General features: G+C 71.5%; 16 protein-coding genes. 11 read left to right on the top strand and 5 right to left on the bottom strand.

Annotation, left to right across the window (positions count from 1 at the left end; translation table 11 throughout):
- Positions 1-2: 2 nt before the first annotated feature.
- The 3 genes from ACLZN2_RS29685 (at position 3) to ACLZN2_RS29675 (ending at position 1,033) form a co-directional block, all read left to right on the top strand.
- Positions 3-371: a WhiB family transcriptional regulator gene (locus ACLZN2_RS29685; RefSeq protein WP_403827996.1), complete on the top strand. Its 369-nt coding sequence runs from the start codon at positions 3-5 to the stop codon at positions 369-371.
- Complete coding sequence (locus tag ACLZN2_RS29680; protein WP_416982384.1) at positions 368-691, top strand: hypothetical protein; 324 nt, start codon at positions 368-370, stop codon at positions 689-691. The genes ACLZN2_RS29685 and ACLZN2_RS29680 overlap by 4 nt, the downstream gene beginning before the upstream one ends.
- A 138-nt stretch (positions 692-829) precedes the next feature.
- The gene (locus tag ACLZN2_RS29675) at positions 830-1,033 is read left to right on the top strand and encodes a hypothetical protein (protein ID WP_416982382.1); all 204 of its coding nucleotides are present in this window, start codon (positions 830-832) and stop codon (positions 1,031-1,033) included.
- Positions 1,034-1,064: 31 nt separating this feature from the next.
- Here the strand turns inward: ACLZN2_RS29675 and ACLZN2_RS29670 are convergent, their stop codons facing one another.
- Both ACLZN2_RS29670 and ACLZN2_RS29665 read right to left on the bottom strand, forming a co-directional pair.
- Positions 1,065-2,444 (bottom strand): ABC1 kinase family protein, encoded by a 1,380-nt coding sequence (locus ACLZN2_RS29670; RefSeq protein ID WP_416982380.1) that lies wholly within the window; start codon positions 2,442-2,444, stop codon positions 1,065-1,067.
- Positions 2,437-3,672 carry a TOMM precursor leader peptide-binding protein gene (locus ACLZN2_RS29665; protein ID WP_416982379.1) on the bottom strand — a complete coding sequence of 412 codons (1,236 nt, stop codon included), beginning with the start codon at positions 3,670-3,672 and terminating at the stop codon, positions 2,437-2,439. Before ACLZN2_RS29665 ends, ACLZN2_RS29670 begins: the two co-directional genes overlap by 8 nt.
- A gap of 259 nt (positions 3,673-3,931) precedes the next feature.
- Between ACLZN2_RS29665 and ACLZN2_RS29660 the strand changes: the two genes are divergently transcribed.
- The 4 genes from ACLZN2_RS29660 (at position 3,932) to ACLZN2_RS29645 (ending at position 7,847) form a co-directional block, all read left to right on the top strand.
- The gene (locus ACLZN2_RS29660; protein WP_416982377.1) at positions 3,932-4,528 is read left to right on the top strand and encodes a M48 family metallopeptidase; all 597 of its coding nucleotides are present in this window, start codon (positions 3,932-3,934) and stop codon (positions 4,526-4,528) included.
- A 144-nt stretch (positions 4,529-4,672) separates the two neighbouring features.
- The gene (locus ACLZN2_RS29655) at positions 4,673-6,382 is read left to right on the top strand and encodes a TerD family protein (protein WP_416982376.1); all 1,710 of its coding nucleotides are present in this window, start codon (positions 4,673-4,675) and stop codon (positions 6,380-6,382) included.
- Between the two features lie 11 nt (positions 6,383-6,393).
- A complete protein-coding gene (locus tag ACLZN2_RS29650) occupies positions 6,394-7,074 on the top strand; it encodes an AIM24 family protein (protein WP_390661150.1) in 681 nt (226 codons plus the stop codon).
- A gap of 17 nt (positions 7,075-7,091) precedes the next feature.
- Complete coding sequence (locus ACLZN2_RS29645) at positions 7,092-7,847, top strand: AIM24 family protein (protein ID WP_416982375.1); 756 nt, start codon at positions 7,092-7,094, stop codon at positions 7,845-7,847.
- Between the two features lie 44 nt (positions 7,848-7,891).
- Here ACLZN2_RS29645 and ACLZN2_RS29640 read toward each other — a convergent pair whose 3' ends face one another.
- Together ACLZN2_RS29640 and ACLZN2_RS29635 are read right to left on the bottom strand one after the other, a co-directional pair.
- Positions 7,892-8,407, bottom strand: a complete 516-nt coding sequence (locus tag ACLZN2_RS29640) for an NUDIX hydrolase (RefSeq protein ID WP_416982374.1) — start codon at positions 8,405-8,407, stop codon at positions 7,892-7,894.
- A complete protein-coding gene (locus ACLZN2_RS29635) occupies positions 8,404-9,819 on the bottom strand; it encodes a zinc-dependent metalloprotease (RefSeq protein ID WP_416982372.1) in 1,416 nt (471 codons plus the stop codon). The genes ACLZN2_RS29640 and ACLZN2_RS29635 overlap by 4 nt, the downstream gene beginning before the upstream one ends.
- A gap of 197 nt (positions 9,820-10,016) precedes the next feature.
- Between ACLZN2_RS29635 and ACLZN2_RS29630 the strand changes: the two genes are divergently transcribed.
- From ACLZN2_RS29630 to ACLZN2_RS29615, 4 genes are all read left to right on the top strand, one after another.
- Complete coding sequence (locus ACLZN2_RS29630) at positions 10,017-11,129, top strand: SDR family oxidoreductase (RefSeq protein WP_416982371.1); 1,113 nt, start codon at positions 10,017-10,019, stop codon at positions 11,127-11,129.
- A 152-nt stretch (positions 11,130-11,281) separates the two neighbouring features.
- On the top strand, positions 11,282-11,740 hold the full coding sequence (locus ACLZN2_RS29625; RefSeq protein WP_416982370.1) for a molybdenum cofactor biosynthesis protein MoaE: 459 nt from the start codon (positions 11,282-11,284) through the stop codon (positions 11,738-11,740).
- A gap of 119 nt (positions 11,741-11,859) precedes the next feature.
- Positions 11,860-12,042, top strand: a complete 183-nt coding sequence (locus ACLZN2_RS29620) for a hypothetical protein (protein ID WP_359272825.1) — start codon at positions 11,860-11,862, stop codon at positions 12,040-12,042.
- A gap of 54 nt (positions 12,043-12,096) precedes the next feature.
- Positions 12,097-13,191 carry a PDZ domain-containing protein gene (locus tag ACLZN2_RS29615; RefSeq protein ID WP_416982369.1) on the top strand — a complete coding sequence of 365 codons (1,095 nt, stop codon included), beginning with the start codon at positions 12,097-12,099 and terminating at the stop codon, positions 13,189-13,191.
- Between the two features lie 9 nt (positions 13,192-13,200).
- Here ACLZN2_RS29615 and ACLZN2_RS29610 read toward each other — a convergent pair whose 3' ends face one another.
- Entirely contained in the window at positions 13,201-13,743 is a 543-nt protein-coding gene (locus ACLZN2_RS29610; RefSeq protein ID WP_416982367.1) for a PPA1309 family protein, read from the bottom strand.
- Between the last annotated feature and the right edge of the window lie 13 nt (positions 13,744-13,756).

The following is a 13,756-nucleotide window of genomic DNA, read 5'->3' as shown; positions in this document are numbered from 1 at the left end:
CCGTGCAACTCGAAGCGCACGCCACGTCCGTACCGCCTTCCGAAACGATCCCCCCGCCCGGCCTCACGGAGGACTCCACCTTGACCCCGCTCACCGCGCTCACCGCGCTCGACGACGCCATCGAGAACCTCGGCGTACCCGTCCCCTGCCGCTCCTACGACCCGGAGGTCTTCTTCGCCGAGTCGCCGGCCGACGTCGAGTACGCCAAGTCCCTCTGCCGGACCTGCCCGCTGATCGAGGCCTGCCTCGCCGGTGCCAAGGAGCGGCGTGAGCCCTGGGGTGTCTGGGGTGGCGAGCTGTTCGTCCAGGGCGTCGTCGTCGCCCGGAAGCGGCCGCGTGGTCGCCCGCGCAAGAACCCGGTCACGGCATGAACACCGCAGGAACGATCGACCGCCCCCTCACGCAAGACCCCCAGAAGCAGGCCCCGATGAAGCCGTTCACCAGCGAGCCCGCAGGCTCCGCGACCGAAGACGTCACCACCACCGGCGCGATCGACTCGCGTCAGAACAGGACCCGAGAGATGCAACTCATCCCAGAAGCCCTGGCACGTGCGCATATGCACGAGCGACTGCACGAGGCCGAGCGTGAGCGCCAGGCCGTGCGCCTGGCGGCCGCCCGCCGGATGCAGCGCCGGGCGGAGCGCGCCTCGCTGCGTGCCCGCCGGGCGCTCGCCATGGCCGTGATGCAGTAACCCTCACCCACCGGAAGCGGTGGCCTCCCGACAGGGGAGGCGGAAACTGTCCCCGCGGGGGCCGGTCCGTCCGAACGGACCGGCCCCCGCGGTGCGTTGCGCCCGCCCCGCGCCCCACCCGGCGCTATCGTCCGCAGGGTGACGAGTCCTCCCGGAGACGACGACGGCGGTTCCCCGACCGATCCCGTCGTGTGCGCCCACTGCGGCACGCCGGCCGGGAAGCCGGTGCCCGTCACCTGGACCTGTTCCGTGGAGAACGGCGTCCGCCGCTACTTCTGCGAGACGTGCGCCCGGGACAACCTCAGGGCGATCGAGGGGCGGTTGGACTCGAACTGGTGGTGAGACGACCCGGCCACGGCTGTGAGGCCGTCCGTCAGGCCTCCGCCACCGACTCCTGTGCCTCGAACTCGGACAGCTCCTTCTCCGGGACGAACCCCGGCAGCCACTCCTCCAGTTCGTCCCGCAGCCGGACCGTCGCGCCGAGCTGACACAGCACACCGATCGTGCTGAGGGTCACCCGGTGTATCAGCAGATAGGCCGGCGGCAGGTTGAGCTGCTTGCCCAACTGGTGGGCGGGGGACCGGGGGTCGGCGATACGGGCAGCCTGGCTGCGCATCCAGCTGCGGGTGAAGGTGAACTCCTCCACCTTCGCCGGCTCGATGATCGGCAGCAGATAGTCGAGGACCGCGTCGGGGTCCAGCTCGATGGACTCCTTGACGAAGCCCTCCGCGCACAGGAGTTCGTAGACCGCGTCCGCCTCGCCGTCCAGGGTCATGCGCAGGGACTCGCCGATCGGATCCGGCAGGCCGCCCGAGAGCCGGTCGACGGTGCCGAAGTCCAGGACACCGAGCCGCCAGTCCTCCTCGCCGTCCGGTCCGCCGGGCAGCAGACGGAAGTTGCCGGGGTGCGGGTCGGCGTGCAGCAGACCGGTACGGGCCGGGCCGGAGAAGAGGAACCGGGACAGCAGCTGTCCGGCGCGGTCGCGCTGCTCCTGGGTGCCGCCGGAGATCACCTCGGACAGCGGGACGCCGTCGATCCACTCGGTGACCAGGACCTGCTCGCACTGGTGCACCACCGCAGGGACCACCACGTCCGGGTCGCCGGCGAACTCCTCCGCGTGGGCCTGCTGAGCCTGTGCCTCCAGGCCGTAGTCCAGTTCCTCGGAGACGCGGTCCCTGAGTTCGGAGATCAGCGGCTTGACGTCCATGCCGGGGACCAGCGGACCCAACAGACGGGCGAAACGGCTGAGTTGGTTCAGGTCGGAGAGCAGGGCCTCGCCCGCCCCCGGGTACTGCACCTTGACCGCGACCGCCCGCCCGTCGTGCCACACCCCGCGGTGGACCTGGCCGATGGAGGCCGCCGCGGCGGGCCTGTCGTCGAACTCGAGGAACAGGTCGGACCAGTCCTCCCCGAGCCGCTCCGCGAGCACGGAGTGCACCGTGCGGGTCGGCATCGGCGGCGCCGCGTCCTGGAGCTTCGTCAGAGCCGCGCGGTAGGGGCCTGCGACCTCCTCGGGCAGAGCCGACTCGAAGACGGACAGCGCCTGCCCGAACTTCATCGCACCGCCCTTCAGCTCGCCGAGCACCTTGAAGAGCTGCTCCGCCGTCCGCTGTTGCAGCTCACGGCCGACGATCTCCGCGGACTCGCCCACGATCCGCTTGCCCAGGCCCCAGGTCGCCCGTCCGGCGAAGCCGAGCGGCAGCGCGGCGAGCTTGGCGGTCCGGGTGACCGCCTTCCGGGGAAGATCAGACATGCGCCCTCCAAGTCCCAGCCTGCCGCGCCGTTCCTGTCGAACGGCGTAACTCCCTGGATTGCCGTTGCCCTGCCATTGTCGCGTGCGATCCCCCGTCCTCGGGTGTGTGTTCCCCCTTACCTTTCTCCTCGCGGTCGCTCGACGCGCCGCAAGGACACGCGGAGTGCGGCCATACCGGCCGGGCGTGCCACTGCAGGGTGGGCAGGGAGACCTCCCAGCGGGCTCCCGCGCTGGAGGGGACCCGGCCGTCGAGGAAGGTGAGCGCGTGGGCGGCCGCGAGGCCGGCGACCGTCGTGGCCAGGGTGAGGTCGCAGGCCTGTGCGGGGCGGCGCCTGCCCGACTGCCATTGTGCGACCAGCCGGGGCCAGGTCTCGTCCCGGTCGGTGCGCGCCTGTTGCAGACAGCCCGCGCAGCCCGTCTCACCGGGCAGGACGAGCGGTCCGACGACACCCGTCGCCTCCACCACCCCGGCGTACAGATGCGGAGTGCCCGAGGCGAGCAGGGGTTCGGCCGTGGACGGAGGCGGCGCGTGTACGGACACGTCGTCCCGTGGGGCGATGATCACCAGAGAGAAGCCGGGGGAGCGGGGAGTTTCCGGGTCGGCCGGTGACCGGGTGTTTCTGCGCGACGGGCGGTCCGGGGCGGCCGCGCGCACGGCCTGCCGGGCGGCCTCGTCCCGTCGCTCACCGACCGACGCGGGGGACAGCCCGCCGGGTGCCACGTCCCCCGGCTCCACCAGACCTCCGTCCCGCACGTCCACCTCGCCGATCCCCGACCCCGACAGCAGCGCCGCCAGCACCGCGCCGACCCGGCCCGCGCCGCGCACCTGCACCCGCGTCCGGCGCCGCGCCGCGAGCCGTCCGAGCGCGTCGCCCGGCGCCGACGTGGTCAGTGACAGCGAGGCGAGATCGGGGCGGAGCCGGTCCAGGACCTCCTGCCGCTCGCGCAGGGCCGCCGCCTGCGGCCCGCCCCCACGCGCGTCGTCGAGGAGTCCCGCCCGGGCCAGTCGCTCCACCAGCAGGTCCACATGTCCCTCCGGCAGATCCATGCGGCGCCCCTCCTCGCGCAGCAGATCGAGCCCGCGGGTGCCGTCCAGCAGGTCGAGGAAACCGCCCGTCGCCGTGTCCACCGGACCGAGTGTCAGCGCGTGTGCCGGTGCCATCCCGAACTGCACGGTGTTGAGGTCTCGCCAGCCGCGCCGCAGCGCGGGCTTCACCATCGGATGCATCAAAGCCCCCGTATGCCTGCGTATGCCAGGAAACTTCCCTTACGTCGACGGGGCGGGGTGTGCGGGTGTGACTCCGGGCGTCCCGCTCCGCCGACGAGTGCCAGCATGCCCGGCCCCGCCGCACCGTGCCGAAAGTTGTCCACAGGCTCGGGCAATCGTCGTACAAATCCGTCGTATGACTTAAAACCGGGGCGCGGGATCGGAACCCGACCGTCCCGGAGTCGGGACTTCCCCCGTGTGCAGCGGGTAACGTCGGGGCGTGCCCGCCGACCCCCTGCACCGCGCCGGAACGCCACAGCGCAGCACGACGAGCCAGCCGCCGAGCGGATCGGGGGCGAGCGCGATCGAGGTCCGCAGAAGCGCCCGTCGGCGCCGCACGGTCTCCGCCTACCGCGAGGGCGATCGCACCATCGTGCTCATCCCCGCCCGGATGTCCGAGGCCGAGGAACAACGCTGGGTGAGCGTCATGCTCGACAAACTCGCCGCGCAGGAGAGCCGGCGGGTGCCCGGCGACGCCGAACTCGCGGAGCGCGCCGAGCGGCTGTCGGCGCAGTGCTTCGACGGCCGGGCCCGGCCCACCTCGGTGCGCTGGGTGACCAACCAGAACACCCGTTGGGGCTCGTGCACCCCGGCCGAGGGCAGCATCCGGCTGTCGCACCGGCTGCAGGGCATGCCCGACTACGTCATCGACTACGTCCTCGCCCACGAACTCGCCCATCTGCTCGTGCCCGGCCATGGCCCCGACTTCTGGCGGCTGCTGGAGGCCTATCCGCGCACCGAGCGGGCCCGCGGCTATCTGGAGGGAGTGGTGGCCGCGGAGCGGCTGCCACATGCGCCGGACGCGCGCGAGGAGTGATCCGCAGGACGCGGAGCGTGCGCGCGCCCGGTATCGGTCGGCGCGGGTTGTGTACCGGGTCTGTACCGACATCGTGCGTTGTCGGTGTTTGCCGTTAGCCTGACGCGACGCACTCGCAATCGGGATGGGGGACGGTCGTTACGCATGCCCAGGGAATTCCAACGCGGCCACAAGGCCAGGATCAGTGACCTCACCGCGGGCACCGATCTGTACGTAGGCGTGCAGATCACCGCCCCGGGCCTGTCCTTCGACATCAGCTGCTTCGGCCTCGACGCCGACGAACGGCTCTCCGACGACAGGTACTTCGTCTTCTTCAACCAGCCGAAGTCCCCCGAGGAGTCGATCCAGCTCCTGGGCGCCCAGGCCGGCGACACGGAGTCCTTCCGCATCACCCTGGACCGGATCCCGCCGCAGATCCAGAAGCTGTCCTTCACGGCGACCGTCGACGGTGCCGGACAGATGTCGCAGATCGGCCCCGGCTACATCCGCATCGTCGCCGGCGGCGAGGAAGTGGCCCGGTACGCGTTCAACGGCTCGGAGTTCACCACCGAGCGGGCCGTGATGCTGGGCGACTTCTACCTGAAGGACGTCTGGCGTTTCGCGGCCGTCGGGCAGGGCTTCGACGGCGGCCTGGAGGCGCTGCTGAGGAACTTCGGCGGCGAGGTCGCGGAGGAGGAGGCGCCCGCACCGGCCGCCCCCCAGCCGCAGTCCGGCGCCGCTCCCGGATTCGCCCCGCCCGCCTTCGCCGCCCCGGCCGCCACCGCGCCGGCCCCGGCTCCCGCCCCACAGCAGCCGCAGCCCGCCCCGCAGGGCTTCGCGCCGCCCGCAGCGACCCCGCCGCCCACTCCGGCTCCTGCGCCCCCGGTGCACGCCGCGCCGACCATCGTCGCGCCCATGGCCCCGCCCGTCGGCGGCCAGGTCCCGCCGCCGGCCCCGGCCCCCGCGCCCTACGGCCAGCCGCCCCAACAGCAGCCGTACGGCCAGCCCGGCGCCCCGACCGCACCGCCGCCCCCCGGCTACGGCCAGCCGCCCCAGGCACCGCAGGCCCCCATGCCGCCCCAGGCCCCCATGCCGCCGCAGGCCCCCATGCCGCCGCAGGCCCCCATGCCGCCCGGCTACGGCCAGCAGCCCCCGTTCGGGCAGGTCCCCGGCCAGCAGACGTACGGCGTTCCGCAGGGCGCGCCCCAGGGCGGCGCCGGAGTCACCGCCGCGCTCCAGCAGTTCAAGGAGACGCCCACCGGACAGCGCTGGACGCAGCAGAACAAGAAGCTGATCCGCGTCGACCTCGGCATCGGCGGTCAGCCCGTACTCGCCCGCCAGGGCAGCATGGTGCTCTACCAGGGCAAGGTCGACTTCAGCTACAAGGGCGCCGGGTTCGCCGGGCGCATCGTGGGCAACGCGACCGGCCAGGAGATGCAGCTGATGCGCTGCACCGGCCAGGGCCAGGTGTTCCTCGCCGACAACTCCACGATGCTGCACCCCATCGAGCTCCAGGGCGACGGCATCTGCGTCTCCGCCGAGAACGTCCTCGCCTTCGACGAGAGCCTCCAGTACGAGGTCCGCCGCATCGAGGGCCACGGCATCCCCGGCGGCGCCCTGTTCACCATGCAGTTCACCGGCACCGGCACGATCGTCGTCAAGACGCACGGCACGCCCGTCGTCCTGCCGGTCACCCCGACCACGTTCGCCGACTGCAACGCCGTCGTCGCCTGGTCGTCCGCCGCCCAGGTGGTCGTCTCCAGCCAGGTGCGCATGCGCCGCAACGCCTACCCCGGCGACACCGGGGAGAGCGTCAACCTCCAGTTCCGGGGCGCGCCCGGCAACTTCATCGTCGTCCAGCCGTACGAGGTCTGAGGGAGCCCGTCATGAACCAGCCGCTCGCGGGCTACGCCCCGGCACCCGTCACCGCCCGCATGGAGAACCACGGCAACCACATGCTGAAGGTCGCCATGCAGACCGGCAACGACCTCCTCGCGCGCGTGGGCTCGATGGTCGCCTACGAGGGCTTCGTCCAGTACGAGCCCAACCCGCCGGCCGTGCGCCAGATCGCCCGCGACTGGATGACCGGCGAGGGCGCCCCCCTCATGAAGTGCTCCGGCGACGGACTGCTCTACCTCGCCGACTACGGCGCCAATGTCGTCGTGATCAACCTCAACGGCGACGGCATCTCCGTCAACGCCACCAACCTGCTCGCCTTCGACGCGCACCTCACCTGGGGCGTGGAGCGGGTCAAGGGCCTGGCGAAGTTCGCCGGGCAGGGCCTGTGGAACACCAAGATCTCCGGACAGGGCTGGGTCGCGCTCACCTCCCGCGGCAAGCCGATCGTCGTCGACTGCGGCGGCGGCGAGGACGAGACCTATGTCGACCCGGACGCGCTCGTCGCCTGGTCGCCGAACCTCAAGGTGAAGGGCAAGCGCAGCTTCAAGGCGCAGTCGCTCATCGGCCGGGGCAGCGGCGAGGCCTACCAGATGGCCTTCTCCGGCCAGGGCATCGTCGTCGTCCAGCCCAGCGAGGACAGCACCGACCGCCTCCGGATCCGGGGCTGAGGGGGAGCCAGAACGCCATGCAGAGCTCACTTTTCGCGCACAACGACTCACAGACCCAGGAACGCTGGAGCCTGCAGAACAAGCAGATGCTCCGCATCGTCCTGGAGGGCCACGACGACATCCTCGCCCGCAAGGGCACGATGGTCGCCTACCAGGGCCTCGTGGAGTTCGACGCCGAGTACCAGAGCAACCAGCAGGGACGCGCGCGTGCCCGCACCGGCGAGGGCCTGGACCTGATGCGCTGTCACGGACAGGGCACCGTCTACCTCGCCAACCTCGCCCAGTACGTCCACCTCGTGGACGTCGAGCAGGACGGGCTGACCGTCGACAGCAGCTATGTCCTCGCCATGGACTCCTCGCTGCACCACGAGGTCATCGCAGTCGACAGCCTCTACGGCATCTCCGGCTCCGGGAAGTACCAGCTCAACATCACCGGCCGCGGCCGCGTCGCCCTGATGACCTCGGGCGCGCCGCTGATGATGCAGGTCACGCCCGACCGGTACGTCAACTGCGACGCCGACGCCATCGTGGCCTGGTCGACCGGGCTGCGTGTGCAGATGCAGGCCCAGACGCACTCCTCCGGGGTGTGGCGCCGGCGCGGAAACACCGGTGAGGGCTGGGAGCTCAGCTTCATGGGCACCGGTTTCGCCCTGGTGCAGCCCAGCGAGCTGCTGCCGCCGCAGAACGCCCAGATCGGGTCGGGCCTCGCCGCGCAGTACGGCATGGGCCAGCAGGGGGCGCGGGGGCAGAACCAGGGCAACGTCTGGAGCTGAACGTGGGTAAGGGGTGACCCAAGGCGGTTCACCCCTTACCCACGTCAGAGTTTGGCGCGGGTCGCTTCCAGCAGCCGTACGACGGAGTCGTCCGCCACTCCCGCGACCTCGCCGTAGGCGAACCAGCGCAGGTCCAGGGACTCGTCGCTGATCGCTGCCACGGCGGCGGGCGGAGCGACGGCGGCATACTGCACGTCCAGATGCCAGGCACAGGGTGTGTGATGCCGGTCCAGGCGGACCGGGCCGCTCTGCAGCAGACGCAGAGAAGTGATGCCCGACTCCTCCGTGGCCTCGCGCAGCGCGGCATCGGCGAGCGTGCTGTCGTCCCGCTCGCAGTGCCCGCCCATCTGCAGCCACATGCGCAGCTTCTTGTGGAGGGTGAGCAGGACCCGCTCACCCTCCGGGTCGATCACCAGGGCGCTGGCGGTGATGTGCCCCGCCGCGCAGTCCTTCCACATCCCGTCGGGATGATCGTTCAGATGATCCAGGTAGGTCTGCCGGAGGTCCTGCTGGTCCTCGTACTTCTCCAGCACCAGGACCGCGTCGTCGTGGAGCGTCACTCGGAGTCTTCGTCCTTCTCCGGCTTCTCGGCGGAGCCGCCCGCCTCGCCGAGCATCTTCTCCAGCTCGGAGAAGTCCAGCTGCTCACGGTGCACGAAGCCGTCCGGGTCGTCCAGGTCGGAGGCCGTCGGCAGCATGTCCGGGTGCGCCCACAGGGCGTCACGTCCGTCCACACCGCGCGCGTCCGTCAGCGAGGCCCACAGCCGGGAGGCGTCCCGCAGCCGGCGCGGGCGCAGCTCCAGGCCGATCAGCGTGGCGAACGTCTGCTCCGCCGGACCGCCCGTGGCGCGCCTGCGGCGCAGGGTCTCGCGCAGCGCGTCCGCCGACGACAGCCGGGGCTTCGCCGCCGCGTGCACCACCGCGTCCACCCAGCCCTCGACGAGCGCCAGGGCCGTCTCCAGACGGGCCAGGGCGGCCTTCTGCTCCGGGGTGTCCTCCGGCTGGAACATGCCCTGCTGCAGCGCGTCCTGCAGCTGCTCGGGGTTCTGCGGGTCGAACTGGCCGACCACGTCCTCCAGCTTGGCGGTGTCGACCTTGATCCCGCGCGCGTAGCCCTCGACCGCGCCGAACAGATGCGAGCGCAGCCACGGCACATGCGCGAAGAGCCGCTGGTGGGCGGCCTCGCGCAGTGCGAGGTAGAGCCGGACCTCTTCCTGGGGGATGCCCAGGTCCTTGCCGAACGACTCGATGTTCAGCGGCAGCAGCGCGGCCCGGCCCGCCGGGCCGAGCGGCAGGCCGATGTCGGTCGAGCCGACCACCTCGCCCGCCAGCACGCCGACGGCCTGCCCGATCTGGGAGCCGAACATCGCGCCGCCCATCGAACGCATCATGCCGATCAGCGGGCCGGCCATGGCCTGCATCTCCTCCGGCAGAACATCGCCCATGGCCGCGCCGACACGCTCGGCGACCGGGTCGACGAGCTCCTTCCACGCGGGCAGGGTCGCCTCGACCCACTCCGCGCGGGACCACGCCACGGCCGAGCCGGCGCCCGACGGCAGCGAGGTCACGTCGTCCAGCCACAGGTCGGCCAGGCGGACGGCCTCCTGGACGGCGGTGCGCTCGGCGGGGCCGACGCTCGCGTCCTTCACGCCGTCCGACGTGCCCTGGGAGACCGTCTGGCGGGCGATCTGCTTGGCCATGTCCCAGTTCACCGGCCCGCCCTCGTACGAGAGCATCTGGCCGAGCTGCTGGAAGGCCGCGCCCAGGTCGGTGGGGTTCAGCGAACCGAACATGGCCGCGAGCGGATTGTCGCCGCCGGGACCGCCCGGGCCGCCGAAGCCTCCGGGCATGCCGAAACCGAACGGGTTGGCCTGTCCCTGACCGCCACCGCTCTCCTGGTCCTTCTTCTTGCCCTCGTCGCCGTCGTCCGGCTCCTCCGGCGGAAGGCCGAATCCGAATGGGGTGTCACTCACGGGGTTCCTCGGCTGGTTAGGCCACCGGGTTCTCGCCCGGCGGCGCGGCTGCCCTGCAACACCACCCAGCGTAGACACCCCGGGGCCCGATCGGGCCTCGGTGCTTCGCCGACTCCTGGCCTGCGGCAGGATGGATGCCACCTGGTACGTACGCGTCACTCGCGCCCGTATGCCAAGACAACCGCTGGAGACACCTGGTGAGTTCCCCAGATCCGCAGGTTCGCGCAGCGCGAAACCACTCCGCCCCGGGTGGTTCGCGCGGGCCCGTCGTCGCCGTGACCGGCGCAGCCACCGGGGTCGGCGCGCTGCTCACCGAGCGGCTCGCCGCGTCGGACGAGATCAAGCAGGTCGTCGCCATCGACGAGCGACGGGGCGAGTGCGACGCGGCGCAGTGGCACATCCTCGACGTCCGTGACCCGGCGATCGCCGACAAGCTGCGCGGCGTGGACGTCGTCGTGCACCTCGCCCTCGATCTCGACCTGGGGAGTGACGCCGCCGCCCGGACGGCCTACAACGTCCGCGGCACGCAGACCGTGCTGACCGCCTCCGCGGCGGCCGGTGTGCGCCGCGTCGTGCTGTGCACCTCCTCGATGGTCTACGGGGCGCTGCCGGACAACGAGCTGCCCCTGTCGGAGGACGCGGAGCTGCGGGCGACGGCGGAGGCGACGGGTGTCGGCGACCTGCTGGAAATCGAACGGCTGGCGCGGCGGGCGCCCCGCGCGCATCCGGGGCTGAACGTCACCGTGGTCCGTCCCGCCGTGCTGGTCGGGGGCACGGACACGGCGCTGACCAGGTACTTCGAGTCGCCCCGGCTGCTGGTCGTGGCCGGATCCCGGCCGGCCTGGCAGTTCTGCCACGTCGAGGATCTGTGCAGCGCCCTGGAGTACGCCGTACTGGAGAAGGTCGACGGCGAGCTGGCCGTCGGCTGTGACGGGTGGCTGGAACAGGAGGAGGTCGAGGAGCTCAGCGGGATCCGGCGGATGGAGCTGCCGTCGGCGGTCGCGCTGGGCGCGGCGGCCCGCCTGCACCGGATCGGGCTGACGCCGTCCCCGGCGGGCGACCTGGCGTACACGATGTACCCGTGGGTGGTGAGCGGGTCTCGGCTGCACGACGCGGGGTGGCGGGCGCAGTGGACCAACGAGGAGGTGCTCGAGGAGCTGCTGGAGGAGGTGTCCGGGCGGCACACCGTCGCCGGGCGGCGGCTCGGGCGCAAGGACGCGACGGCGGCGGGGGCCGCGGGGGCGACGGTCGCGCTGCTGGGTGCGGCGGCGGTGGTGCGGCGGGCGCGCAAGGCGCGCAGGGGGCGCTGAGGCTTTGCCTCGGCGGCTCCACCAGGGGGCTCCGCCCCCTGGACCCCCGGTCGGCCCTGAGCAGGCCTCGTCCTCGAACTTTCCCAGAGGGGGCACCCCCAGACGGGCTGACTGTGTTCCCGCTGCCCGCGCGCGTGCGGCACGATGGAGGCATGGCATCCACCAACGATCATCCCGGTGAGCGGGCGGCCGAGGACCCGATCAAGCTGATCGGCATCAGGGACACCGCTCTCTCCCTCGACGAGGTCTTCCGGGCCGTCGGGGACGACGCGGCCGGGGGGACCGCGCTCTTCGTGGGGACTGTGCGCAATCACGACGGGGGTGCCGACGTCGACACGCTCGGGTACTCCTGCCATCCCACCGCCGAGGCGGAGATGCGGCGGATCGCGGAGAAGGTCGTCGCCGACTTCCCGGTGCGGGCGCTCGCGGCCGTGCACCGGGTCGGGGACCTCGCCGTCGGTGATCTCGCGGTGGTCGTCGCCGTGTCGTGTCCGCATCGGGGCGAGGCCTTCGAGGCCTGCCGGAAGCTGATCGACGATCTCAAGCACGAGGTGCCGATCTGGAAGCACCAGACGTTCTCCGACGGCACAGAGGAATGGGTCGGCGCGTAGCGCCGCTGACGACCCGCCCCGCCTCCGGTTGCGTAACCCCACCCCTGCCGTGAGCGTTGTCAGTGCGGATGGTTAATCTGCTGATCAGTCAGTTGCGGTAATGGGGTTGGGAGGTCGGCATGGCGGTGCTCGCCTGGTTGCTGATTCCGCTTGTGGCTGCGATCGGGGCCGGACTGTGGGGGAGCTGGGCCAACCGCACCCGCAAGGCGCGCGGCGACGGTCCCGAGCTCGACGGGTACGCCCGTTTCCGTGCCGCCATGGAGAAGTCCGCCGCCCTGCCGAGGTCCTCCTCGGGCGGCTGACCCGGGTGGTGGCCCTGACGGTGCGCTGACAGAAGCGTCCCGTACTGTCGAGGCATGCCACGCCGCACCGCGACGATGCTCGCCTCCACCCTGATGCTGATCGCGCTCCTGTGCGCAGGGGTGCTCATCCCCGTGCCGTACTCGGAGATGTCCCCGGGGCCGACGGTGAACACGCTCGGTGAGCACGACGGCGAGCCGGTGCTGCAGATCGCGGGGCGGAAGACGTACGCGACGAGCGGCCATCTGAACATGACCACCGTGAGGGTCACCAGCGCCGACTACCGGATGAACCTCGTCGAGGCGGTCTACGGCTGGCTGGCGCACGACAACAAGGTCGTGCCGCACGACACGCTCTACCCCGACGGCAAGACCGAGGAGGAGTCCACCCAGGAGAATGCCGAGGAGTTCAGCCAGTCCCAGGAGAGCGCCAAGGTCGCCGCCCTGGAGGAGCTGGACATCCCGGTGAAGTCCTGGGTGATCGTCTCGACGGTGGTCAAGGACTCCCCGGCCGAGGGCAGGCTGCACGCCGGGGACGTGATCAAGGCCGTGGACGGGACCGCGGTGAAGGAGCCGGCCGACGTCGCGAAGCTGGTGACCGAGCACAAGCCCGGACAGGACGTCGTGTTCACGATCGTCCCGGCCAAGGAGCAGGCCGCCGCCGAGAAGGCGAACAAGACGGCGACCAGGACCGAGGACGTGACCATCACGACCGCCACCTCCGACGACAGCGGCGAGAAGCGGGCCATCGTCGGGATCTCGGCCGGAACCGATCACACGTTCCCGTTCTCGATCGACATCAAGCTCGCCGACGTGGGCGGACCCAGCGCCGGGCTGATGTTCGCCCTCGGGATCTACGACAAGCTGACGCCCGGCAGCCTCACCGGCGGCACGTTCGTCGCCGGCACCGGGACCATCGACGACGACGGCAAGGTCGGGCCGATCGGCGGCATCGAGATGAAGACCGTGGGCGCGCGCAGCCAGGGCGCGAAGTACTTCCTCACGCCCGCCGACAACTGCTCGGCCGCCGCCAAGGACACCCCGTCCGGGCTCAGGCTCGTCAAGGTCGACACCATCGACGACGCCCTCGCCGCACTCAAGGACATCCGCGGCGGCGACACCGCCGATCTGCCGAAGTGCACCACCAAGTGATGTCGGCGGCTACTCCTCGAAGGTCGCCGACAGCGCCTCCGCCAGACCGGGTACCAGGTTCCCGCCGGTGAGGACCTCGGTCGGCGCGTCCTTCTCGCGCAGACGCAGCGCCGACTCACGGGTGCCGTCGCGCAGGACCGCGACCGTCATCCGGACCTCCTGGCGGTCCGGGTGCTCGGCCACCCACCTCGCCAGCTTCCCCTCGCTCAGCCCCTGCGGGACCTGGGCCTCGGCGGACGGCGGCAGCATCAGTCGCTCCACGGTCAGGGCGCAGCCGACCACCGCGTCGGGCCAGGCGATCGTGGCCAGGAACTCGTCGAGCGGCTTGTCCGTTGGCACTTCGTCCTGCTCGATCGGGGTGAGACCTGTGGTCTCGGTCTCGTCCTGAAGGCCGAGCTGGGCGGCAAGCGAGGGTTCCTGAGCCCGCAGCCGTGCGGTGTCTACGAGGGCGAAGAGGCGGGCGGGCTGGTCCCAGCCGAGGCCGGAGGCGTACTCGTCGATCTCGAGTACGGCCCGGGTGAGCGGGTTCGCTGCCATGGGAGTGTTGGACATGGTCACAATCCTC

It is taken from the genome of Streptomyces sp. T028, from assembly GCF_048159505.1.
GTDB lineage: Bacteria > Actinomycetota > Actinomycetes > Streptomycetales > Streptomycetaceae > Streptomyces.
This window is presented reverse-complemented; position numbering and strand designations above follow the sequence as displayed.